Below are 24,471 nucleotides of genomic sequence, written 5' to 3'. Positions count from 1 at the left end.
TGAACGATATGAAACGTACACTTGGCACCTGCTACTATCCCGAACACTGGCCCGAACACATGTGGAAGGAAGACGCCCGTCGCATGGTCGATACCGGCCTGACCTGGGTGCGGATCGGTGAGTTTTCGTGGTCGCGGCTTGAACCGTCGCCGGGTGATTTGCATTGGGATTGGCTTGATCATGCAATCGAGGTGCTGGGCGCAGCCGGATTGAAGATCGTGCTGGGAACCCCAACCGCCACCCCACCGCGTTGGATGATCGACCGCCACCCTGACATGTTGGCCGTTGATGTTGATGGCCGCCCCCGCAAGTTCGGATCACGGCGGCATTATTGTTTCAGCCACATGGGCTATCGCGAGGAATGCCGTCGGATTGCCAGACTATTGGCGGACCGTTATGGCCGAAATCCGCATATCGCTGCATGGCAGACCGACAACGAGTATGGTTGCCACGACACCACGATCTCGTATTCCGATGCTGCCCGCACAGGATTTCGTGATTGGCTGGCGCAGCGATACCAATCCGTTGACGCGCTGAACCGGGCATGGGGCAATGTATTCTGGTCCATGGAATATGCCAGCTTCGATCAGATTGATCTGCCCAATCTGACCGTGACCGAGCCCAACCCCGCCCACGTCATGGATTTCCGGCGGTACAGCTCGGACATGGTCGTGGACTTCAACCGCGCGCAGGTGGATGAAATCAAACCACGCTCGGACGCCCCTGTTTCCCACAATTACATGGGTCGGATCACCGATTTTGACCATTTTGCCGTGGGCAAGGACCTTGAGATCGCGACATGGGACAGTTACCCCCTTGGTTTTCTGGAAGATCGCGTGGGGGCCTCGGCAGCCCATCAACGCGCCTTTGCCCGGCAGGGCGATCCTGATTTTCAGGCGTTTCACCATGACCTTTACCGTGCGGTCGGGCGCGGCCGCTGGTGGGTGATGGAACAACAACCCGGCCCCGTGAACTGGGCACCTTACAACCCTGCCCCCTTACCCGGAATGGTACGGCTGTGGACCTGGGAGGCGTTTGCCCACGGGGCGGAAGCCGTATGTTATTTCCGATGGCGGCAGGCCCATTTTGGCCAGGAACAGCTGCACGCAGGTCTGTTGCGGCCCGACAATCAGGATGCCCCCGGCCGTGCCGAAGCCCGTCAAGTTGCAGAAGAACTTCGTAACGCCCAATCCGTGCAACCCACGCAAGCGCCTGTTGCGCTGATCTTCGATTATCAGGCGGATTGGGCGTGGGCCACGCAGCCCCATGGGGTTGGTTTGAACTATTTTGGGCTGATCTTCGATCACTATCGCGCGCTCAGACGGGTGGGCGTGTCGGTGGATATCCTGCCACCTGACACGCGTGATTTCGATGGTTTCGCCGTCGTGTTGGCCCCCGGCCTGATCCATCTGGACCCTGATCTGGCAGACGCCTTGTCCAATGCTGACGCACATGTTGTCTATGGCCCACGCACAGCCGCACGCGATCAGTATTTCAACATTCCCGACCCGCTACCGCCTGCAATTCCCAAGCTCAACTTGACTGTATCACGCATTGAGAGCCTGCGACCCGATATACCCGTATCGCTGCATGGTGGTGGGCAGGTCCAGCACTATATCGAAGAGATCGAAGGCGACGCCGAACCTCTTATGACCACCGAAACAGGCGCCCCCGTGGTGCTGGCCCGCGAGTCACAGCTTTATTGCGGCGGATGGCTGGACGACGCGGCGCTGGATCGCTTGGTCGTCATGCTTGCTGAGCGCACGGGATTGTCCACCCTCGCCTTACCCGATGGCGTTCGGTGCCGCAAAACCGCGACCGAGGAATTCTGGTTCAATCACACCACCGCCACCGTCGACACCCCGCATGGTCCACTACCACCCGCAGGTGTGCTGCGCCGCGCGTTGTGATCGAGGCTCTGGAACTTACAGACCGGCACGGCGCACCCATTCAGGCGATCACGCTGCAAACGGATGGATTACACGCGCGTATTCTGTCACTAGGTGCCTGCCTGCAAGATTTGCGGCTGGAAGGGGTCTGGCATCCCCTCGTTCTTGGCTATGCAAATCCAATCAATTATCTTTCCAACCCGGCGTATCTGGGTGCTGTGGTGGGGCGGGTGGCCAATCGTCTGTCTGGAGGTGCAATCACCCTTGATGGGAAGCGGTTCGAGTTGGATCGCAACGAGCGCGATACGACCTGCCTGCATGGAGGGCGGGACGGGTTCAGTCACCAGAACTGGCAGATCACGGATCATTCGCGGAACCATGTCACGCTCGGCCATATCTCACCCCACATGTACATGGGATTTCCTGGGCGATTGTTGGCGAAAGTGACTTACCGCTTGAACGGCACCAGCCTGTCTATCACCCTGACCGCAAACACCGATGCGCCGACCGTGTGTAACATGGCACCGCATATTTATTTCAACCTCGACGGATCGCCTGATATCGCCCGGCACCGCTTGTCGATCGCCGCCAGCCATGTACTGCCGGTGAAAAACGGGCTGCCCGTCGCAAACCCCGTTCACGCAAGATCATTGGGGGTGGACGTCAGCCACCGGGCGGATATCCCGAAAGGTCTGGATCACCATTACTGCCTTAGCCAAGCGCCACGCCCTCTGCGCCGTGTGGCGGTTTTGTTCGCGGACACGTTAGCAATGTCCGTCGACACCACTGAACCTGGGTTGCAAGTCTATGACGGGTCGGGACTAAGTATCGTTGATGAGGGGCTTGAAGGGCGCAGCTATCGCGGGCGGGCGGGTATTGCACTTGAGCCACATCGTTGGATCGATGCGCCAAACCAACCGTGGCAACGGCAAACCCGTCTGCGCCCTGGCGAAGTTTATCAGGCGCAAACGGTATTCAGCTTCACAAGGGGCGCGGAGGCCACATTCTGAACGTCAGTTCAGCCGCTGTCCGCTGTCCGGCGCGAAGTAAGACACTTTGCTCATGTCGATGGACAGGTCCAGCATTTCGCCCGGTGTTGCAACGGTTTCCGCGTGCAACCGCGCCGTGACCTGCTTGCCGCCAAGTTCCGACACCACATAGGTGTCGGCACCAGCAGGTTCGACCATATCGACCAGACAGCTGGCGTCTTGCACATCCGCTCCGGCGCGGAACCCTGCTTCGGCAATGTCTTCCGGGCGCAGACCAAGGATCACGTCTTCGGGTAAGGCGGGGGCGTGTTCATCGACAAGAATCAACGGATCGCCCGTGCCACGCGCAATTTCGATCTGTGCACCTTTGCCCCCAGATCGCGCCTTTGCCGGGATCAGGTTCATCGCGGGCGAGCCCATGAAGTCGGCCACAAACAGATTGGCAGGTTTGTTATAGATCTCGGCTGGCGATCCGATCTGCTGGATAATGCCGCCCTTCAAAACCACGATCTTGGTGGCCAGCGTCATTGCCTCGATCTGGTCATGGGTCACATAGACCATCGTCGCGCCAAGGGTCTGGTGCAACTTCTTGATCTCGGACCGCATTTCAACCCGCAGCTTGGCGTCGAGGTTCGACAGGGGTTCATCGAACAGGAACAACTTGGGATCGCGCACCAGCGCCCGCCCCATCGCGACCCGTTGCCGTTGACCACCGGATAACTGGCCGGGGCGGCGGTTCAGAAGCTGTTCGATCTGCAACTGGCTGGCCACTTCGTTCAGCTTGCGGGTCTGGGTTTCCTGATCGACGCCGCGCACTTTCATCCCGAAGGTGATGTTCTTCGCAACGCTCATGGTCGGGTAGAGCGCATAGGATTGGAACACCATCGCGATATCGCGATCCTTGGGGCTGACATCGGTCATGTTTTTCCCGCCGATCATCAGGTCGCCACCGGTAATCGGCTCAAGCCCCGCGATACAGTTCAGAAGTGTGGACTTGCCACAGCCCGAGGGGCCAACCAGCACAAGGAAGTCGCCGGGTTCGATGGCGATGTTGATGTCCTTCAGGATCTCAACCGGGCCATAGTTCTTATAGAGGTTTTGGATTTCAAGAATGGGTGCCATGGGTCTTATCCCTTTACTGAGCCCGCGGTCAGTCCGCGGATGAAGTATTTGCCAGCGACGATGTAGACAAGAAGCGTCGGGGCGGCGGCGATGATCGCGGCGGCCATGTCGACATTGTATTCCTTCACGCCGGTGGTCGAGTTGACGATGTTGTTCAGGGCCACCGTCACGGGTTGCGTGCCCGCCTGGCTGAATGACACACCAAACAGGAAGTCGTTCCAGATCTGCGTGAACTGCCAGATGACGGTCACAACGATGATGGGCAGCGACAGCGGCAGGAAGATCGACCAGAAGATGCGGAAGAACCCTGCCCCGTCCACCTTCGCGGCCTTGGTCAGTTCGGACGGGATTGAGACATAATAGTTACGGAAGAACAGTGTCGTGAAACCGATGCCATAGATCACGTGGACAAAGATCAGACCGGGAATGGTGCCTGCGATCCCCATCAGGCCCAGCAGGCGGGCCATGGGAAGCAGCACCACCTGGAACGGGATGAAGCAGCCAAACAGCATCAGCGAGAAGATGATGTTGGCGCCAGCGAACCGCCATTGCGCCACCACATATCCGTTCAACGCGCCAATGAAGGTCGAGATCGCGACAGCTGGCACGGCCAACAGGACCGAGTTCCAGAAGTACGGACGCAAGCCTTCGCACTGGATGCCCGTGCAAGCGCCGGACCATGCGGTTTTCCACGCGTCGAACGTGACCTCGCGCGGCAGGGCCACAAGGCTGCCGGTGCGGATTTCCTCAAGACTTTTCAACGAGGTCGTGACCATCACGAACAGAGGCATGAGGTAGTAAAGCGCGAACAGGCAAAGCAAGATGTAAAGCACCCAGCGCAGGACGACCTTTCCGAACGCGCCGCTTTTCTGGGCGGGGGGATGTGCAAGTTCAGTCATTTTTCGCTCGCAGTTCCGAATAGAGGTAGGGCACGACAATCGCGAACACGACCAGCATCATGATCATCGCGGAGCTGGCCGCCTGACCGATGTCGCCGCGCGAGAACGCCATGGCATACATGTAGGTTGCAGGCAGATCGGTCGCGTAACCGGGACCGCCGCCCGTCAAGGCGATGACAAGGTCAAAGCTTTTGATCGCGAGGTGTGCCAGCACAATGAAGGCGGACATGAAGATCGGCCCCATCGACGGAATGATGATCGCGGAATAAATGCGCCATGTCGGGATGCCATCGACCTGCGCGGCCTTGATGATTTCGTCATCCACCGACCGAAGCCCGGCCAGAAACAGCGCCATCACGAAGCCCGAGCTTTGCCAGACGGCGGCGATCACAACCGTATAGATCGCGAAGTCCGGGTTGACGAGCCAGTCGAAGGTGAAGCTTTCGAACCCCCAGCTTTTCACGGTGGCCTCGATGCCCAGGCCGGGGTTCAGGATCCACTTCCACGCGGTGCCTGTGACAATCATCGACAGCGCCATGGGGTATAGATAGATCGTGCGGATCACCCCCTCGGTGCGGATTTTCTGGTCCAGAAGAATGGCCAGAAGCAGACCCATCACCATCGCGATGATGATGAAAAGCGCCCCGAAGATGAACAGGTTGTTCATCGCCGTGTCCCAACGCGGCGAGGCGAACAGGCGGTCGTATTGAATGAAGCCGTCGATCTCGTATTTGGGCAACAGACGCGAGCGGGTCAGCGAGACCCAAGCCGTCCAGGCAATAAACCCATATACGAAAACGAGAACGGCGATGAATGAGGGCGCAAGCACCATCTTGGGCAGGTGCGTTTCCAGCCATTTTGTCATCGGATCGGTCCCCGGATAGCTTCGCCCCCGGCCCGGTATTGGGCGGGGGCGAAGTGGTCAGTTTTACATGCTGTTGGCAACGGCGTCGGCCAGCATCTGGACCGCGTCAGCCGACGACATGTCCGAGTTGAAATGCGCAGTCACAACATCGGTGATCGCGCCAGCCTGCGCCCCGCGCAGCGCCATGCCGTGGGCATAGCTGGGCAGCAGCGAGCCATTGGCCGAACTGGCATTCATATCCTCGGACGAGGTATGGGCGCAGCTGTCGAACTCGTCCAGCGCCACGTCAACGCGGGCCGGGATCGACCCTTTGTTCAGGTTGAACACCTTCTGGAAGTTCTGACCGACGATCAGCTCGGCCAGCAGGTCCTGCCCGGCTTTCTTGTCGTCACCATCCACATTGAACATGGCAAAGCTGTCCACGTTATACAGGAAACCGTCACCCGGTGTGGACTGGCACAGGAAATCCTCGCCCGGCTTTTTGCCCGCGGCAAGGAATTCGCCCTTGGCCCAGTCGCCCATGATTTGGAACGCGGCTTCGCCGTTCATCACCATCGCGGTGGCAAGGTTCCAGTCACGGCCCGAGAAATTGTCGTCCACGTAGCCGCGCATTTTGCGCATCTGATCGAAAACAGCGACCATGCCGTCCGAGGTCAGCGTTTCGGGGTCCAGATCGACAAATGCCTTCTTGAACCCGTCAGGTCCAAGGATGCCCAAAGCCACAGCTTCAAAGACGGTCGCGTCCTGCCAGGCTTGACCACCATGGGCCAAGGGGATCACACCCGCGGCTTGCAGTTTCTCGGCAGCGGCGTTGAACTCGTCCCAAGAGGTGGGCATCGTGATGCCATTTGCTTCCAACACGTCTGCATTGGCCCAGATCCAGTCGATCCGGTGCACGTTGACCGGTGCGGCGCACCAAGTGCCCTCGCATTTCATGTGGTTGGCAATCGATTCCGGCAGCACATCTGCCCAACCGTTCGCCTCGGCCACAGATGAAATATCGGCCAGCACACCTTCTTCATACCATTCCTGAATGGCCGGGCCTTTCAACTGGACGGCGGTCGGTGCGTTGCCTGACAGAACACGGGCACGCAGCGCGGTCATGGCAGCGTCACCACCACCACCGGCAACCGGCATATCGGTCCATGTGCCACCATTTGCGGCAAATTCTTCTTGCAGAACAGCCACAGATTTGGCTTCGCCACCCGAAGTCCACCAGTGCAGCACTTCGGCCTGCGGTTCGGCCACGGCAACATTGCTTGCCATGAAGGCAAGCGCGGATACGGCCGCAAAAGCGGTTCTTTTCATATTAAAGTCCTCCCATAATCTGCCACCCTCCTCGGCGGCGATAGCACCAGCATGCATCTGCCAACCGAGTCGCAGCAACGGTCAACCACAGCCACTTTCGGGTCGGACTGCAGTTTTTCTGCCAATCTGTTACAGCTTGTTACCTAATCCTTGATTCTGTTGCTGTTTGTTACAAAGGCTGGATCAAGAGGCCGGTTCTGACCGGAGGGAGAGATCGAAACGTGACAATTCCACGCCTTCTTGTTGTCGACGACGACGCAGAGATGCGGTCGATGATGACTCAGTTCCTGCGACAGCAAGGTTTCATTGCCCTTCCCGCTGCATCCGAAACCGAAATCCGCGGCCATCTTGACGCCGGGCGCATTGATCTGATCCTTCTGGATGTGATGCTGGGAGATGAAAACGGCGTTGATATCTGTTCGCGCCTGCGTCGCGAGCAGGACGTGCCAATCATTCTTGTGTCCGCGCTCTCTGCCGATCATCAACGCATGGCGGGATACGAGGTTGGGGCGGACGACTATATTGCCAAGCCATTCAACCCGCAGCTTCTGCTGGCCCGGGTGCGGGCGGTTTTGCTGCGCGCCCAACGCACACCGTCGCTGGCGTATCGCCGCCGCGTGTCGATCTTTCATTTCGGGGGCTGGATATATGACGGGAAGCGCGATGAGGTCGTGTCGCCCGAAGGGTTTCAGGTGGCCCTGTCCCAGCGCGAAACAGCGCTGTTGAAAGTGCTGCTTGCAAATCCACACATCCCCCTGACGCGCGAAGAAATCGCGGCCGCGCTGGATGTGACAGGTGACGGAAACCAGCCCGAAGCCACGGGCCGTGCCATTGACGTTCTGGTCGGGCGTCTTCGGTCGAAGATCGAAAAACAGCCGAAAGACCCGCAATTGCTGCGCACCGAACGGGGCACCGGCTATGTGTTCGCTGTTGATGTGACCGTGAAGGACGATTGATGACGCGTGGGTTGTCACGAGGGCTTTCAATGCGTCGGGTCGGTGGGGCTTGGGTTGCGTTGGCCTTTGTTTCCGGTGTGGCTGCTGCCGCGCTTTGGCTGGGGTCGGTGCGCGCATGGGATCGCCACTTGTCACAAGCCTATGCGGCGGGATTTACGATCTATGAATCGTTGCGGCTTGGCGTGCCACCCGGTGAGCAGATTGCCATAACGCCGCTGTCAACGGACGACGCGGCAACCGCCACGATGGGCGATTTCGCAAGATTGCCGGACACGCCCAAGCCCGCTTATGTCACCAATCTTTCGATCCTGACACGACCCGCGTCGCCGACAGATCGGGCTGTTCTGACCCTTGGGATTGTGTCGGACGAGCTGGTCTATCCAATCTCGGACATCGTGGTGAGTAGCGACCCCATTCCCGCTGGACGCCTGGGTCAAATGACCCGCCTTCTGGCCACCTATTGCAGCGAACCGATCATCTTCGCCCGCTTCGCAGACAAACCCTGGCAGCGCGTTGATGGCACGGGCATCTGGGGATGCGACACGGCGCCTGCCGATATGCGGGTGCCCGCCGCGATCGCGGCGATCATCGCACTGGCCGCGCTTCTGACGCATGTCGCCAACACCACGGCCCGCTTTGAGAACTTTGCGCGCGCGCTGCACACACGTCGGCGTTTTGGCGGCCCCGAAAGCTATGACATCGAGGGACCGACCGAATTGCGCAGTATTGTGGCCGCAGTGAACTCTTACCTCGAAGCAGAACGCGCGCAGCTTGCCCAGCGCGCAATGGTCTTGTCCGGGGTCAGCCACGATCTGGGCACCCCCGCCACGCGGTTGCGATTGCGAACGGCCCTGATCCCCGACGATGCCCTGCGCGGAAAGCTGGAAGCGGATATCGACCAAATGACCGGCATGATCGAAAGCGTACTGACCTATACGCGGTCCGAGATTAACGCCGAGGAACCGCGACACCTGTCGCTGACATCGCTGATCGAGGCGTTGGTGGCAGACTATCAGGACACGGGTCGCCCTGTTTCACTTCGGGATCAGGATCCGGTTATCGTCGAGGGCGGCGCCTCGGTTTTCATGTCGCGCCGGGGCCATAGCCAACTGCCGGATGAACGCCGGGTGCTGGTCACTGCACGCCCGATATCGCTTCAGCGGGCCATCACGAACCTGATTGACAACGCGCTGAAATACGGTCGGCGTGCCACGGTCGAACTGCAAACGGACGCCGAAACCGCCACCATTATCGTCGAGGATGAGGGATCAAACTACTCAGTCACCGATGTTGAACGGATGATGGCACCCTTTGAGCGGGGCGAGAACACTGTGAACATCGGAGGTTTTGGACTGGGGCTGACGATTGTTGCAACCGTAGCCAACCAACACGGTGGCACACTCCGCTTTGAGACTGGGACCAAAGGGTTGCGGGCGCTGCTGTCTATTCAGCGACACTGATGAATTTGGGTGCGAGTGGAGGCTGCCCGACACCAACTCGGTCGGGCAGCCATGTCTTGTGTTAATGGCGCACGACATACACCGAGCATTCCGAGTGGCGCACCACACGGGCCGCGTTCGGACCCAGAAGGTAATCCTTCAAATCGGGCCGATGCGCCCCGATCACGATCAGATCCGATTTGCCCAGCTTGGCGGCGCGCAGGACTTCTTCATACACCGTTCCAACCGCCACGACGTGACGCACGGCCGTGTCCCGTTCAGCCCCGAGCGTAGACCGGGTCATCTCTTTCAGAAGCTCCTTGGCCCGTTCCTTGACCGGCTCGACATGGTGATCCTGAAAATAAGCCCCCACCACCGACATGCCGAAATCGGGCACCACGGTGATGACATCCAACTGCGCGCCATCCATCTTGGCCAGTTTGGACGCGGTGGTCAGCACCTCTTTTTCCTCATCAGGACGATTGATGTCCACGGCACAAAGAATTGTCTTGGTCATGCCAGTTCTCCTTGAGGGGTTTCATCTTCGGCCCGGCGCGACTGCAAAAAGGCCACAAGGCCCAGCAACAGAAGTGCCGGTATGAAGATCAGCTCTTTCGGTGGTTGGTTGGACGGGGCTTGCACCGCTGCGATTTGCACCGGTTCATCACCGTAGAAGTCGAACGACGCCAGTTTGTCCGCCAGGAAGGTGCCGAACATTGGCTCGTCCAGTTTTACGGTGTCGCCTTCCGGCACAAGTATGATGCCCAACCCATCCAGCCGCGCTTGCGCATCGGCCTCGTCCGGCACATCAAAGACAACCGTCAGGTCTTTGCTTTCCAACGTGTCGAAATCCGGACCACGGATCACCGCGCGAAGTTGAGCGCCCGGCGAAGCCTCCTCTAATGCAGTGGCAAACTGTGCCGGCGGGATTTCGGCGAAGGGTGGCTGGATCTGGTTCATGAAGAAGCCGGGACGGAACAGGGCAAACGCCACAACCAGCAGCGCAACGGTTTCCCAAATACGCGACTTGGTCAGGAAAAAACCCATCGAGCCAGCCGTAAAGACCAGAATACCGATCGTCGCCACGATGAACACGATGATCCCCTGCATCCACGTCACGTCGATCAACAGAAGGTCGGTGTTGAAGATGAACACGAAGGGCAAGGCCACGGTGCGCAGGCTATAGAAGAACGCGGTGAACCCGGTGCGGATGGCGTCGCCCCCCGACACGGCGGCTGCCGCGAAACTGGCCAAACCAACGGGTGGTGTCACATCCGCCATGATCCCGAAATAGAACACGAACAGATGGACCGCGATCAGGGGTACGACCAGACCGGATTGCGCCCCAAGCTCGACCACGACGGACACCATCAGCGAGGACACGACGATATAGTTCGCCGTGGTCGGCAGGCCCATCCCAAGGATCAGCGACAGGATCGCCACGAAGATCAGCATCAGGATCAGATTGCCGCCCGACAGGAATTCGACAAAATCTGCCATCACCTGCCCGATCCCGGTCAGCGACACCGTGCCCACGATGATCCCGGCGGTGGCCGTGGCCAGACCGATCCCGATCATGTTGCGGGCGCCGTCAATCATCCCTTCGATCAGGTCTTTGAACCCTTCGCTCAACCGCGCAACCGCATCGCTTTCGCCACGGAACATGGCTTTCAGCGATTTCTGCGTCAGCAGGATGCCGAACAACAGGAAGGTGGCCCAGAAGGCCGACAGGCCCGGCGATTTACGCTCGATCATCAGGAAGTAAACCAGAACAATGATCGGCAGCAGATAATAAAGACCGGATTTGTAGATCTTCGCCACATCCGGCAATTCGACCACTTCGGCGTTGGGATCGTCCGGCTCAAGGTCCGGCACCTGTGCGGCCAGATAGATCAGCGCGATATAGATGACGAACAGCAGAATCGATAGAACCCAGCCCGACCCGGACGGGAACATCGACACGATCCAGCCAACCGGATATTGCGTGGCATAGCACAGCAGGGCAAAGCCCGCGAAGAAGGCGAACATGCCGCCGATGGTCTTGCCCATCGACACCACCTTGTTGCCAATGGTCGGCATCCGGTTTTTCACCGCCTCAAGATGCACGATATAGACCAGCGCGATGTAGGAAATGATCGCAGGAAGGAAGGCGTGGGTGATCACCTCGACATACGAGATGCCGACATATTCCACCATCAGAAACGCAGCTGCGCCCATGACGGGCGGCATGATCTGACCGTTCACGGACGAGGCAACCTCGACCGAGCCGGCCTTCTCGGCGGAAAAACCAACGCGTTTCATCAGCGGAATGGTGAACGTGCCCGTGGTGACAACATTCGCGATCGACGAGCCCGAGATCAGGCCAGTCGCCGCAGACCCCACAACAGCAGCCTTGGCCGGCCCGCCGCGCAGGTGGCCAAGCGCGCCGAACGCCATTTTGATGAAATAATTACCTGCACCGGCGCGATCCAGAAGCGCGCCGAACAGCACGAATAGGAACACGAACTTGGTGGACACGCCCAGCGCAATGCCAAACACCCCTTCCGAGGTGATCCACATATGGCTCATCGCCTTGCGCAAGCTGGCACCGGCCCAGCGGATCTGATCGGGCACGACCTCGGACGAGCCGAAGAATACATACAGAAGGAAGACCACCGCCAGGGCGACCATCACCGGGCCGAGCGTGCGATAGGCGGCAAGGAACAAAAAGCCCAACGCAATCAGCGATATGATCGCGTCGGTATCATCCGCCAGACCGCCATTTCCGACGATCTTCTGATAAAAGAAATACCCGTACATGGCGAGCAACGCGCCCCCCACGCCGTGGATCCAGTCATACCACGGAATGCGGTCGCGCGGGCTGGACTTGAACAGCGGATAGGCCATGGCAGCCAGGAATATCGCGAACGCCAGGTGGATCTGGCGCGAGTTGTTGATCAGGTCGCCGGGCAGCACATAAGGCGCCACGGGCGAGGCCAAGAGCACCTGAAAGATCGACCAGACCAGGGCGACCCCTGCGATCATCAACCCAACCGGCCCGTGCGGGCTGCGGGCACCAGTATCGCTGGCGGCAACCAGTTCCTGTAGCTCTTCTTCGCTGAGTGCGCGTTCTTCCGTTTTGGACATCTGTCCCTCCCTTGGTTGCCCCGATGTTTCTGCGGCAACCCTCACTGGTTCCATTCTTGGTCACATGCCCGATCTTTGCGCCGGGTCAGGGGATGTTGGGGGCAGCGCACCGCCCCCAATTAAAGCATGTTCTGATCAGCTTACTCGATCAGGCCTTTTTCTTTGTAGTATTTCTCGGCACCAGCATGCAGCGGCGCGGACAGACCGGCCGACGCCATTTCTTTCGGGTCCAGATTGGCGAAGGCAGGGTGCAGACTTTTGAAGTCTTCGAAGTTCTCAAAGACGGACGACACGACGGCATAAACCGCATCTTCCGACACCTGGTCCGAGCTGACGAAGGTGGCACCGACACCGAAGGTCTTTGTATCTTCATCATTGCCGCGATACATGCCGCCGGGGATGGTGGCGGTGCGATAGAACGGGTTGTCTTCGACCAGCTTGTTCACCACGTCACCGGCCACTTCAACCAGCACGGAATCGCACGCAGTGGTGGCTTCCTGGATCGACCCCGAGGGGTGACCAACGGTATAGACCATGGCGTCGATCTGGTTGTCACACAGGGCCGCCGATTGCTCGGCCGCTTTCAGCTCGGTCGCCAGGGCGAAATCGCCTGTGGTCCAGCCCATGGCTTCCAACAGCACTTCCATCGTGCCGCGCTGACCCGATCCGGGGTTGCCGATATTGACGCGCTTGCCCTTCAGATCTTCGAAGGTCTTGATGCCGCTGTCAGCCCGCGCCACGACCGTGAAGGGTTCCGGGTGAACCGAGAACACGGCGCGCAGCCCTTCGAACGGCCCGGCTTCTTCGAATTGCGAGCTGCCGTTATAGGCGTGATACTGCCAGTCCGACTGGGCCACACCAAACTCCAACTCGCCTTCGCGGATGGTGTTGATGTTGTAAACCGACCCGCCGGTCGATTCCACCGAGCAGCGCACACCATGATCCTTGCGCCCCTTGTTCACCAGACGACAGATCGCGCCGCCGGTCGGGTAATACACACCCGTCACACCGCCGGTGCCGATGGTGATGAATTCCTCGGCCATGGCGGCCGGGGCCAGAACCGCCGTGGCGGCAACCCCGGCAAATGCTAGTTTGAACCTGTTCAACATCACTATACTCCCTTGTGTTGATGTTCTGATGTTATTCGGACCACACCTCGGCCAGTTGCCGATTACGCAGTTCGACTTCCGCAATACGCTCTTGCGCGGCAGCACCCGAGCGCCCGACAACCATTCCGATGATCGTTTCGATCAGGAACAAGGTCGTCACGTAGGATGAATAGAAATTGGCGCTGTCCGCCGCGACCACGAAGCTGACCGACGCATATTCCAGCGCCGGGCAGGCATGGGTATCGGTGATGACGATCACCACCACGCCCAGCTTGTGGGCCAGCCGGGCCGCCTTGATCACGTTCGACGCGAAAGGCGGCTTGGTCACGATCAACAGCGCATCGCGCCCGTCCAGCCCGGACAAGGCCCCGCCCAGCGACGCCCCCATACGATTGGCCAGAAGCCAGTTGTCTGCGCAGAAATTCGCCATGTAGGACATGTATTCCACGATACCGGTCGACCCCAGCGCCCCAAGAAGCAACACCTTGCGCGCCTTCACCAGCACGTCGACGCAATGCTCAAGATCCTTTTGGTCCAATGATGCCAGCGCATGGTTGAGATTGGATTGGCACGCCGCGAAATGGGTGTCGATGAACCGGTTCTGGCCATCGTCATGCTGCTTCTGAAGCTCTTCGGCCCGTTGCGCGAAATTGTTGACCCGACGGTCGATCTTGTCGCGCATCTCTTCGCGAAGTTCTTCGAAATCTTCATAATCCAGCGCCTTGGCCAGCCGCGAGAACGCGGCGGGGGACACGCCGCTGTTGCGCGACACGGTGCGCAGGGGGCGGGTCACAACATCCAGCGGGTTGGCCACAAGGAAATCCGCAGCGCTGCGCAACGCATCGCTGAGATCGGCGTAAGCCAACGCAAGCCTCTTTTCGAAGCGTTTCTCCAAATTGCCCCCCTGATTGGACAATTTCAGTGTTCCCTTTGTTTCACACATTGTCAAATGGCGATTTTTTTGTTTCAATGACATCGAATTTCAGAGGGTGCCATGTCACACGTATTTCCCCGCCACACCAAAGCCATCCCGCCCATCGCCGCAAAGGGGGATGGTATTTATATATTTGATTCCAAAGGGAATAAATACCTTGATGGATCGGGTGGGGCGGCTGTGTCCTGCCTTGGTCACTCGGACCCTGATGTGATCGCGGCGATCAAGACTCAGGTCGATACACTGGCCTTTGCCCATACCGGGTTTCTGTCGTCAGAGCCTGCAGAATCACTCGCCGATCGGCTGATCGCCCATGCCCCGGATGGAATCGAGCGGGTCTATTTCGTCTCCGGCGGGTCAGAGGCCGTGGAAAGTGCGTTGAAATTGGCACGGCAATACATGATCGAAACCGGCCAGCCGCAGCGCACCAAATTCATCTCGCGTCGGCAAAGTTATCACGGCAACACCTTGGGCGCGCTTGGCACTGGCGGCAATGAATGGCGGCGCGAACCTTTTGCGCCAGTCATGGTGTCTGCATCGCATATCTCGCCTTGTTATGAGTACCGACTGCGTCGGGAAGACGAGACGCAGGAAGATTACGGACAGCGCGCCGCAAACGAGCTGGAGGCCGAGCTGCTGCGCCAGGGGCCAGAAAACGTCATTGGCTTCATCGCCGAGCCTGTGGTGGGCGCGACGGCTGGCGCGGTGCCCGCCGTGCCGGGGTATTTCAAGCGCATTCGCGAGATCTGCGATCAGTATGGCATCCTGTTGATCCTGGACGAAGTCATGTGCGGCATGGGGCGCACCGGTACGTTGTTTGCCTGTGAACAGGATGGGATTGCCCCCGATATGGTCACCATCGCAAAGGGGCTGGGGGCCGGGTATCAGCCGATTGGCGCGATGCTGTGTTCGGGCAGGATTTACGAAGCGATTGAGACCGGCAGCGGCTTTTTTCATCATGGCCACACCTATGTCGGCCACCCGACGGCTTGCGCCGCCGCCGATGCGGTTGTGAAAAAGCTGACTGAGGGTGGCTTGACAGCGCGCTCGGCACAGATGGGCGGGAAGTTGATGGACGCGCTGACCGATGCGTTCGGTCAACATCCCCATATCGGTGACATCCGCGGGCGCGGCATGTTCCGTGGGCTTGAGATCGTCGAGAACCGCGAGACCAAGACCCCTTTTGCACCCGAAAAGGGCATCGCGGCCAAGCTGAAGAAGCAGGCCTTTGCCAACGGGCTGATCTGTTATCCGATGGGTGGCACGATTGACGGGCGACAAGGGGACCATGTGCTGATCGCCCCGCCCTTCATCATCACCGATGATCAGATTGATGAGCTTGTGGACAAGCTGTCAAAGACCATTGCCGAAGTTTTATGACCCGCCTCCCCAACCTGATGGTCGCGCCCAATGGCGCACGGCTGACCAAGGCGGATCACCCGGCATTGCCGATGACCCTGCCCGAGATCGTCGCAACGGCGCGCGATTGTCAGGCGGCCGGGGCCGATGGTCTGCACCTGCATCTGCGCGACGCCGACGGTGGACACCTGCTGGATGCGGGCGCCTATCGCGAAGCTGTGCAGGAACTGACGGCGCAGGTGCCCGGCATGGCGATCCAGATCACCACCGAGGCGGTCGGAATCTATGAGCCGCCGCATCAACGGCAGGTTGCGCTGGAATCTGGCGCGTCAATGGTCTCTGCGTCGGTGCGGGAGCTTTGTCGAGACCCGGAAGACATCACACGTGCGTTTTATGAAGATTGCGCAGCAAAGGGCATAGCCATCCAGCATATCCTTTATGACTGCGCGGACGGTGAACTGCTCTGCAAGATCCTGCCGTCAGACTTGCTGAGATCACCCGATCTGCAGCTATTATTCGTCCTTGGTCGCTATGCGGCGGATCAGAACTCGAACCCTCACGATCTGGATGATTTTCTGGATTGGCTGGGTGCGCATGGGCTGGCCCCCGATTGGGCCGTTTGCGCGTTTGGTCAAAACGAAACCGCTTCGCTGGTTTATGCTGCGAAACAGGGCGGGAAATGCCGCGTCGGCTTCGAAAACTCCCGCGTTCACGCCGACGGACACACGGCGCGTGACAATGCGGACCGCGTGTGTGCGGTTCGTGACGCGATCAAACACCAGTAAGACAAGGCCCCGTGCACGACGCCAGCTGCGGCGATTTTCCCGGATAGCCAAACCTTCCAATTTGTCGCATGCTATCACGATATGACTGCATGAAACTGGGAGGACTACATGCGCAAACTACTTGGCCGCACCGCATTTGCCTCCGTTTCGCTGGCCTTTGCCACCGAAGCCATGGCGACCGAATGGAACGTGTCCCTTTGGGGCAAACGCCGTGCCTTCACCGAACATGTTGAGAAACTGGCCGAACTGGTCAACGAGAAGACCAATGGCGAGTTCACTCTGAACATCAGCTATGGTGGCCTGTCGAAAAACACAGAGAACCTTGACGGTATCGCCATCGGAGCGTTCGAGATGGCCCAGTTCTGTGCGGGCTATCACCGTGACAAGAACCCGTCGATCACTGTGCTGGAGCTTCCATTTCTTGGCGTAACGTCTTTGGAACAGGAAATCGCACTGTCAAAGGCCGTGTATGACCACGCGGCTACGAAGGACGATCTGGCCCGTTGGGACGCGACGCTTCTGATGCCGTCGCCTCTGCCACAATACAACCTTGTCGGTGTAGGTGATGCCCCGAAAACGCTGGCGGACTTTAACGGGCTGAGCGTGCGTGCCACGGGCGGGATCGGCGCTGCAATGGAAACCGTTGGTGCAGTGCCGACGTCGATGTCCGCGACCGAAGTGCGGCAGGCGATGGACAGCGGCATCGTGAAAGCCGTGTCTTTCGCGCCCCATGCCCACATGTCCTTTGGCACCATCGAGAACGGCAAATGGTGGACGACCAACCTGAACCCGGGCACGGTCAACTGTCCGGTCGTTGTGAACACGCCCGCACTGGAAAGCCTGCCGGAGGCCCATCGCGAAGCCCTGCTTGGGTCGGTGGATGAAGCCCTGACGCACTATGTGGACTTCTACAACAACCAGACCATGGCGGCCTGGGGTCCGGCGCTGGACGAGCGCGGGATCGAGCAAGTGACCTTCTCGGACGACGAGATTGCGGCTTTCAAAGAGGCTGCTGCCGCCCCCGCCGCCGCCACGTGGATTGAAGAAAACGCGGCCCGCGGCCTTCCTGCACAAGAGCTGTATGACCTTGTGACCGGAATGATTGCCAACGGTAGCTGACGCGCTTTACCCCCGCGCCTGACATGACAGGCGCGGGGCTGATATCTGATCATTTCACAGCATTCACGCCCGAGGACCTCATGGCCGGATCATCCCTTGTGCTGTCAGACGACAGCACGCTCAGCAAAATCGACCAGGGGCTTTATCGGCTGGAAACTGCGCTGGCGCTGGTGAGCGGGCTTGCGGTGTTTGCTTTGATGATATTGGCGGTCGTTTCTGTGAGCGGCCGCAACTTTTTCCAACAACCTTTGCCGGGCTATGTCGATTGGATCGAACAGGCCATGCCCCTGATTGCCTTCATGGGTGTCGCCTATGCGCAGCGCGATGGCGGGCATATCCGCATGGACATGCTGGTTGGCAAACTGCGGGGGCGCGCGCTGTATCTGGTCGAGATCATAACGACGCTCGCAATCCTGATCTTCATGGTGCTGATCGTCTGGGGCAGTTGGGCGCATTTCGCACGCAGCTTTGACTTTGCCGCTCCGATGTGGAGCCGCGACAGTTCGATGGATATTGCTTTGCCGCTCTGGCCTGCAAAACTACTGGCGCCAGTGGCGTTCAGTGTGTTGTGCCTTCGGCTGGTGCTGCAACTCTATGCATATGGTCGGGCCTTCCTGCGCAATGACGCATCTCCCGCAGCCGTTCCGCTGGTTGCCGATGCAGCAACGCAGGCCGCACTGGAGGCCCAGCATGTTTCGGGCCATGACAGCGAAGGGTCGTGAATATGGAGCCGATTGAAATAGGTCTGATCGTCTCGGGCGGTATGCTATTGCTTGTGTTGCTTGGCATGCGGGTCGCCTTTGCCGCAGGGTTGGCAGGGTTGATTGGGCTGATCTGGATCTTCTGGGCCAAGTTCGGCTATGACCCCAGCCGGTTTGGCAAGGCGCTGAACGTTGCGGTGAAAACCGCGGGTCAGGTGCCACATTCCAAGGTATCGTCGCAGGCCCTGAGCCTGATCCCCACCTTCATCCTGATCGGTTATCTTGCCTATTACGCCGGGTTGACCCGTGCGCTGTTCGAAGCCGCCAAACGCTGGCTGGCATGGGTGCCGGGCGGGCTGGCCGTATCAACCGTATTTGCCACAGCCGGGTTTGCCGCAGTGTCTGGCGCGTCGGTCGCGACCTCTGCCGTCTTTGCCCGGATTGCCATCCCCGAAATGCTGGCCATTGGATATGACAAACGCTTTGCGGCGGGCGTGGTGGCGGCAGGTGGAACGCTGGCCTCGCTGATCCCGCCCTCGGCGATCCTTGTGATTTACGCCATCATCGTTGAACAGGATGTGGGCAAGCTGTTGCTTGCAGGCTTTATCCCCGGAGCATTCTCGGCGGTCATCTATGGGCTTCTGATCATCGGCATGGCAATGACCATCAAGGGGTTTGGCCCGCCCGTCACCGGATTCACGTGGAAAGAGCGGTTCGCCGCCCTGCCCCCGGCCCTGCCCATCGTCTTTGTCGTCGTGACTATCATCTTCTTTGTCTACAACCCCTTTGGCGGCGATGCCTGGGGCACCCCGACCGAAGGCGGGGCCATCGGCGCCTTCGTGGTCTTCCTGATGGCGCTTTATCGCGGGATGCGGTGGAGCGAGCTTAAGGACGCGCTTCTGGAAACGGCAAAACTATCCGTGATGATTTTCACGATCATCTGGGGGGTTCTAATCTATGTCAGATTTCTGGGCTTTGCCGGACTTCCCTCGGCATTCTCGGACTGGATCACATCACTGACCCTGTCACCGATGCTGATCCTGATATGCATCCTTTTGGCCTATGCGGTGCTGGGCATGTTCATGGATGCAATCGGGATGCTGCTTCTGACGCTGCCGGTGGTCTATCCCGCCGTCATGGCGTTGAATGGTGGCGAAGCCGTATCTGCCGCCGACAGCACATTCGGCATGTCTGGCCCGATGTGCGCCATCTGGTTCGGTATCCTCGTGGTGAAAATGGCCGAGTTCTGCTTGATCACCCCCCCTATCGGTCTGAATTGCTTTGTCGTGGCCGGTGTGCGCGACGATTTAAGTGTGCAGGACGTGTTCAAGGGCGTCACCCCGTTTTTCATCGCCGACGCCATAACCATCGCTTTGCTGGTGGCTTTCCCAATGATCGTCCTTTGGCTTCCCAGCCAGGCCTGAGGCGCAATGGGTCGTCATGCGTCTGCTTGCCGTAACGGAAACCGTTCATATTAACTGCACAGTCTGACAGTATAGACACTTTCTGTCATAGGCGGCTGGTAAAACTGCCAAAGTGAACCTAATTAACATGTCTGCACCATCCCAAACAATCGCCGGTGCGCTTTTCTGACGAAGGATTTTGGAATGCCGAAAGACGAGCTGCCAGATTTGAATGGGCAACTGAAATTCGAAGACGACAAGGGTGCAGGGCGATCCAAGTGGTTGGCTGCATTGTTTGCCGTTGTGCTGGTCGGGTGGATGGGCAGCGGCTATATCATTCCATCGCAACCCGTCGAAGAACAACCTTCTGATGAGCCGGCGGCGCGTGCGGTCGCCGTCGCGGTTATGACATCGGTCGCACAGGACATTGATCTTGTTTTGATCTCGGAAGGCCAATCCATCCCTGACCGAGCAACCAATATCGCCGCCAAGGTCGGGGGCGAGGTTCTGTCTGTATCCGCCGGGCGCGGCGATCTTGTTGCCACCGGGCAAGAGATCGGTCGTCTTGACGCCGCCACCATCGAGGCACAGTTGGTGCAGGCTCAGACCCAATTGGATCAAGCGACCAGCGACCTTGAGAAATCCACATCACTGCAAAAAAGCGGGATCACCACTGAAGACCGTGTCTTGCAGGCCCGCGCGGCCAAGGCCTCGGCCGAGGCGGCTGTCGCGGCCGCGCAAGAGCAGTTGGAAAACACCGTGATCCGCGCGCCTTTTGCCGGGCGGTTGAACGACATGACGCTGGACGAAGGCGAATTTGTAAACAGCGGCGACGTTGTGGCCGAGGTGTTGGACAACAACCCGCTGTCGATTGTCGTACAGGTGCCCCAACAGGCGTTATCACGGCTGGAAAAAGGTCAGTCGGCCAAGGTCTCGTTTATCACGGGCGAAGTGCGCAATGGCACGGTCGCGTTCATAGGTGCCAATGCCGACAGCCAGACCCGGACGTTCCGGGTTGAGGTCACTGTTGACAATCCTGACAGCGAAATGCCCGCTGGGCTCAGCGCGCGTATTGCCATCCCCACCGGAAAGGCCCGTGGCCACTTCATCTCTCCCGCGATCCTGTCTCTGGGAACGGATGGCGAGTTAGGGATCAAAACGGTTACTGACGGGAACATTGTCGAATTCGCCCCGGTGTCTATCGTGCGCGCGCAAACCGACGGAATATGGGTCACTGGCTTGCCAGAAAGCGCCGATATCATCACCGTGGGTCAAGGCTTCGTCAACGCGGGCGATACGGTCGACCCACGCCCCGCCGATGCCCCTGCCGCGACCGAGGTCGCCCAATGAAATCCCTGATCACAGCTGCGTTCAAACGCAGCAAGGTTGTGCAACTGTTGCTGGTGTTTCTTCTGATCATCGGCGCGTTCGCCTATTATGCGATCCCCAAGGAAAGCAATCCCGAGATCCCGATCCCGATCGTCTATGTCTCAACCGGGTTGGACGGGATTTCGCCCGAGGATGCCGAGGACGTTTTGATCGGCCCGATGGAAACAGAGTTCGCGTCGCTCACCGGTCTGAAATCCATGACGGCGAACGCCAGCGAAGGCCATGCCAGTGTGCAGTTGGAGTTCGAACCGGGCTTCGACGCGGATGAGGCGCTGCAGAAGGTGCGCGAAGCGGCGGACAAGGCCGAAAACGACCTGCCACAAGACGCGCGCCTGACGGTGACGGAAATCAACACGGCCCTGTTTCCGATCCTGACGGTGATCTTGTCCGGCCCGGTGCCCGAACGCACGCTGAACGATCTGGCAGATGATCTGAAGGATGATATCGAGGCTTTGGGCGGCGTGTTGGAAGTCGATATCGGTGGCAAGCGCGAGCAATTGCTTGAAGTCCTGATCGACCCCACGGTGTTCGAAACCTACAACATCACATTTGAAGAGCTGATCGGATCGATCAACCGCAACAACCAGTTGATCGCCGCAGGTGCCATCGAAAGCGAAGCCGGGCGGCTTGTTTTGAAAGTGCCGGGCCTGATCGAAAACATGTCCGATGTGATGGAGCTTCCGGTGCTGGTGCGCGGTCAGACCGTCGTGACTTTCGCCGATGTGGCAACCATTCGCCGGACGTTTAAAGATCCAAGCGGTTTTGCCCGGATCGACGGCCAGCCCGCCCTGGCGCTTGAGATCAAGAAACGCGTCGGCGCCAACATTATCGAAACCGTGGCCGAGGTGCGCGATGTCATCAGCACAGCCCAGGCCGGTTGGCCCGACAGCGTCCATATCAGCTATACGCTTGATGAAAGCGAGCAGGTGAAATCCATGCTCTCGGATTTGGAAGCGAACGTTATCGCTGCCATCATCCTGGTGATGATCGTGGTGGTCTATGCGCTCGGCCTGCGCTCGTCCCTTCTGGTCGGGCTGGCCATTCCGGGGGCATTTCTGACCGGCGTCGCGGGGCTTTATTTCATGGGCTACACGATGAATATCGTGGTCCTGTTTTCGCTGATCCTTGTGGTTGGTATGCTGGTCGACGGGGCAATCGTGACGGTAGAGCTCGCCGACCGGTACCTGCACGAAGGAAAATCCTCGAAAGAAGCATATGCCGAGGCCGCCAAACGGATGGCTTGGCCAATCATCGCGTCGACCGCAACGACGTTGTGCGTATTCTTCCCACTGCTGTTCTGGTCTGGAACGGTGGGCGAGTTCATGAAGTTCCTGCCAATCACCGTGATCATCACACTTGCCGCGTCGCTGTTCATGGCGCTGGTGTTCATCCCGGTTGTCGGCGGGCTGATCGGAAAACAACAACGGCAATCGGCGAAATCGAAGGCCCAACATTACGCTGCCGAACGTGGCGATCCGCGGATGATGACCGGGTTCATGGGCGCATATGTCAACATTCTGAAATGGTCGATCAAGCGGCCCGGCGTAACACTGAGCTTTGCGGTGATCGCATTGGTCGCCTCGTTCGCGGCCTACGGGTCGTTGGGCAACGGCCTGACCTTCTTCCCCGAGGTCGAACCGGACTATGCACAGGTCGAAGTGCGCGCGAAGGACAATTTCTCGGTCTATGAACAGGACGCGTTGGTGCGGCAGGTCGAAGCCAAGCTGTCCGGTTACGACGAGATAGCCAGCATCTATGCGCGCTCGGGCGGCGGACGCGATGGCAGCGATGCCATCGGATCGTTGCAGCTGGAACTGGCGGAATGGGACACGCGCCGACCCGTGACCGATATCGCCGAGGACATCCGCAAAGACGTCGCCACCATTCCCGGGATTGACGTTCAGGTGCAAACCGCCGTGGCTGGCCCCGGCGGCGGCAAGCCGGTCAACCTTGAGGTGGCATCCAACGACCCGGAAGACCAGAAAGCGGCTGTATTGCTGTTGATCGAGACAATGGAGCGTCTGGGTGGCTTCACCGACATTGTGGAAACCAGCGCGTCGCCCGGTGTGGAATGGCAGATCGCGATCGACCGGTCCGAAGCGGCGCGCGCGGGTGCAGATGTCGCCATATTGGGACAAGCGGTTCAACTGCTGACCCAAGGCATAACGGTGGCCAATTACCGCCCCGGCGACACTGACGGCGAGGTGGACATTGTCGTCCGTTTCCCCGCCATCGACCGCACCCTGGCCGAGTTGCAGAACCTGCGTGTGCCGACCAGCGCCGGGTTGGTGCCGATCTCGAATTTCGTGTCGTTTGACCCGGCTCCGCGCAGCGGTGTCATCACGCGGATTGATCAAGAGCGTGTCATCTCGATCTCGGCGGATGTGGCGCCGGGTGTGTTGGTCAACGACCAGATCCTTGCGCTGCAAGGTGAGCTGGACAAGATCGACCTGCCCGATAGCGTGGAGGTCAAATTCGGCGGCGAAGCAGAGGAACAGGCCGAGGCCATGACGTTCCTGATTGGTGCGTTCTTCTCGGCGATCGGGTTAATGTTCCTGATCTTGCTGACCCAATTCAACAGCTTCTGGCAGGCCTTCGTCGTGATGTCTGCAATCGTCTTTTCGATCGCGGGCGTGCTCTTGGGGCTGATGATCACGGGGCGACCCTTTGGCGTCGTCATGGGCGGGATCGGGGTGATTGCCTTGGCCGGGATCGTCGTGAACAACAACATCGTGCTGATCGACACCTATAACGAGCTGAAAGCAGCCGGCGCGTCACCTTATGAGGCGGCATTGCGGACCGGCGCGCAGCGTCTGCGCCCGGTCGTGTTGACCTCGATCACGACGGCACTGGGTCTGATGCCGATGGTAATCGGGTTGAATATCAACTTCTTCACACGCGAGATTGTCTATGGCGCACCTTCGACCCAGTGGTGGACCGAATTGTCCAGCGCCATCGCCGGTGGCTTGGTGTTTGCCACCGTGTTGACCCTGATTGTCACGCCGTCGATGCTTGTTCTGGGTGAGAAACGCGCAACACGAGCGGTCGCCAAGGGGGCAGCGCAACCCGCAGAGTGACC

General features: G+C 59.2%; 19 protein-coding genes. 11 read left to right on the top strand and 8 right to left on the bottom strand.

Annotation, left to right across the window (positions count from 1 at the left end; all coding sequences use genetic code 11):
• Window positions 1-8: 8 nt before the first annotated feature.
• Both J3R80_RS04985 and J3R80_RS04980 read left to right on the top strand, forming a co-directional pair.
• Window positions 9-1,910, top strand: coding sequence for a beta-galactosidase (locus J3R80_RS04985; RefSeq protein ID WP_275392656.1), 1,902 nt, complete (start codon window positions 9-11; stop codon window positions 1,908-1,910).
• A complete protein-coding gene (locus tag J3R80_RS04980; protein ID WP_275392655.1) occupies window positions 1,907-2,899 on the top strand; it encodes an aldose epimerase family protein in 993 nt (330 codons plus the stop codon). The genes J3R80_RS04985 and J3R80_RS04980 overlap by 4 nt, the downstream gene beginning before the upstream one ends.
• 3 nt (window positions 2,900-2,902) lie before the next feature.
• Here J3R80_RS04980 and ugpC read toward each other — a convergent pair whose 3' ends face one another.
• From ugpC to J3R80_RS04960, 4 genes are all read right to left on the bottom strand, one after another.
• On the bottom strand, window positions 2,903-4,000 hold the full coding sequence (gene ugpC / locus J3R80_RS04975; protein ID WP_275392654.1) for a sn-glycerol-3-phosphate ABC transporter ATP-binding protein UgpC: 1,098 nt from the start codon (window positions 3,998-4,000) through the stop codon (window positions 2,903-2,905).
• Between the two features lie 5 nt (window positions 4,001-4,005).
• The gene (locus tag J3R80_RS04970) at window positions 4,006-4,899 is read right to left on the bottom strand and encodes a carbohydrate ABC transporter permease (RefSeq protein ID WP_275392653.1); all 894 of its coding nucleotides are present in this window, start codon (window positions 4,897-4,899) and stop codon (window positions 4,006-4,008) included.
• Window positions 4,892-5,764 carry a sugar ABC transporter permease gene (locus J3R80_RS04965; RefSeq protein WP_275392652.1) on the bottom strand — a complete coding sequence of 291 codons (873 nt, stop codon included), beginning with the start codon at window positions 5,762-5,764 and terminating at the stop codon, window positions 4,892-4,894. Before J3R80_RS04965 ends, J3R80_RS04970 begins: the two co-directional genes overlap by 8 nt.
• A 63-nt stretch (window positions 5,765-5,827) precedes the next feature.
• A complete protein-coding gene (locus J3R80_RS04960) occupies window positions 5,828-7,072 on the bottom strand; it encodes an ABC transporter substrate-binding protein (RefSeq protein WP_275392651.1) in 1,245 nt (414 codons plus the stop codon).
• Between the two features lie 221 nt (window positions 7,073-7,293).
• Here J3R80_RS04960 and J3R80_RS04955 point away from each other — a divergent pair, with 221 nt between their 5' ends.
• Window positions 7,294-8,028 (top strand): response regulator transcription factor, encoded by a 735-nt coding sequence (locus tag J3R80_RS04955; RefSeq protein ID WP_275392650.1) that lies wholly within the window; start codon window positions 7,294-7,296, stop codon window positions 8,026-8,028.
• Entirely contained in the window at window positions 8,028-9,488 is a 1,461-nt protein-coding gene (locus tag J3R80_RS04950; RefSeq protein WP_275392649.1) for an ATP-binding protein, read from the top strand. Before J3R80_RS04955 ends, J3R80_RS04950 begins: the two co-directional genes overlap by 1 nt.
• A 61-nt stretch (window positions 9,489-9,549) precedes the next feature.
• Here the strand turns inward: J3R80_RS04950 and J3R80_RS04945 are convergent, their stop codons facing one another.
• The 4 genes from J3R80_RS04945 to J3R80_RS04930 form a co-directional block, all read right to left on the bottom strand.
• On the bottom strand, window positions 9,550-9,984 hold the full coding sequence (locus tag J3R80_RS04945; RefSeq protein WP_275392648.1) for a universal stress protein: 435 nt from the start codon (window positions 9,982-9,984) through the stop codon (window positions 9,550-9,552).
• Window positions 9,981-12,593 (bottom strand): TRAP transporter permease, encoded by a 2,613-nt coding sequence (locus tag J3R80_RS04940; RefSeq protein WP_275392647.1) that lies wholly within the window; start codon window positions 12,591-12,593, stop codon window positions 9,981-9,983. The genes J3R80_RS04945 and J3R80_RS04940 overlap by 4 nt, the downstream gene beginning before the upstream one ends.
• A 140-nt stretch (window positions 12,594-12,733) precedes the next feature.
• Window positions 12,734-13,702, bottom strand: a complete 969-nt coding sequence (locus J3R80_RS04935; RefSeq protein ID WP_275392646.1) for a TAXI family TRAP transporter solute-binding subunit — start codon at window positions 13,700-13,702, stop codon at window positions 12,734-12,736.
• Between the two features lie 31 nt (window positions 13,703-13,733).
• Window positions 13,734-14,645, bottom strand: coding sequence for a MurR/RpiR family transcriptional regulator (locus J3R80_RS04930; protein ID WP_275392645.1), 912 nt, complete (start codon window positions 14,643-14,645; stop codon window positions 13,734-13,736).
• Between the two features lie 51 nt (window positions 14,646-14,696).
• Here J3R80_RS04930 and J3R80_RS04925 point away from each other — a divergent pair, with 51 nt between their 5' ends.
• From J3R80_RS04925 to J3R80_RS04895, 7 genes are all read left to right on the top strand, one after another.
• Window positions 14,697-16,016 (top strand): aspartate aminotransferase family protein, encoded by a 1,320-nt coding sequence (locus tag J3R80_RS04925; protein ID WP_275392644.1) that lies wholly within the window; start codon window positions 14,697-14,699, stop codon window positions 16,014-16,016.
• Window positions 16,013-16,780: a 3-keto-5-aminohexanoate cleavage protein gene (locus tag J3R80_RS04920; protein WP_275392643.1), complete on the top strand. Its 768-nt coding sequence runs from the start codon at window positions 16,013-16,015 to the stop codon at window positions 16,778-16,780. Before J3R80_RS04925 ends, J3R80_RS04920 begins: the two co-directional genes overlap by 4 nt.
• Window positions 16,781-16,888: 108 nt before the next feature.
• Window positions 16,889-17,899 carry a TRAP transporter substrate-binding protein DctP gene (gene dctP / locus J3R80_RS04915; protein WP_275392642.1) on the top strand — a complete coding sequence of 337 codons (1,011 nt, stop codon included), beginning with the start codon at window positions 16,889-16,891 and terminating at the stop codon, window positions 17,897-17,899.
• Between the two features lie 80 nt (window positions 17,900-17,979).
• Window positions 17,980-18,621, top strand: a complete 642-nt coding sequence (locus tag J3R80_RS04910; RefSeq protein ID WP_275392641.1) for a TRAP transporter small permease — start codon at window positions 17,980-17,982, stop codon at window positions 18,619-18,621.
• A 2-nt stretch (window positions 18,622-18,623) separates the two neighbouring features.
• Window positions 18,624-20,024, top strand: coding sequence for a TRAP transporter large permease (locus tag J3R80_RS04905; protein WP_275392640.1), 1,401 nt, complete (start codon window positions 18,624-18,626; stop codon window positions 20,022-20,024).
• A 183-nt stretch (window positions 20,025-20,207) separates the two neighbouring features.
• Window positions 20,208-21,353: an efflux RND transporter periplasmic adaptor subunit gene (locus J3R80_RS04900; RefSeq protein ID WP_275392639.1), complete on the top strand. Its 1,146-nt coding sequence runs from the start codon at window positions 20,208-20,210 to the stop codon at window positions 21,351-21,353.
• Window positions 21,350-24,469, top strand: coding sequence for an efflux RND transporter permease subunit (locus J3R80_RS04895; RefSeq protein WP_275392638.1), 3,120 nt, complete (start codon window positions 21,350-21,352; stop codon window positions 24,467-24,469). Before J3R80_RS04900 ends, J3R80_RS04895 begins: the two co-directional genes overlap by 4 nt.
• Window positions 24,470-24,471: the final 2 nt, after the last annotated feature.

The sequence above is a fragment of the Aliiroseovarius sp. Z3 genome (assembly GCF_029105185.1).
Taxonomy (GTDB): domain Bacteria; phylum Pseudomonadota; class Alphaproteobacteria; order Rhodobacterales; family Rhodobacteraceae; genus Aliiroseovarius.
This window is presented reverse-complemented; position numbering and strand designations above follow the sequence as displayed.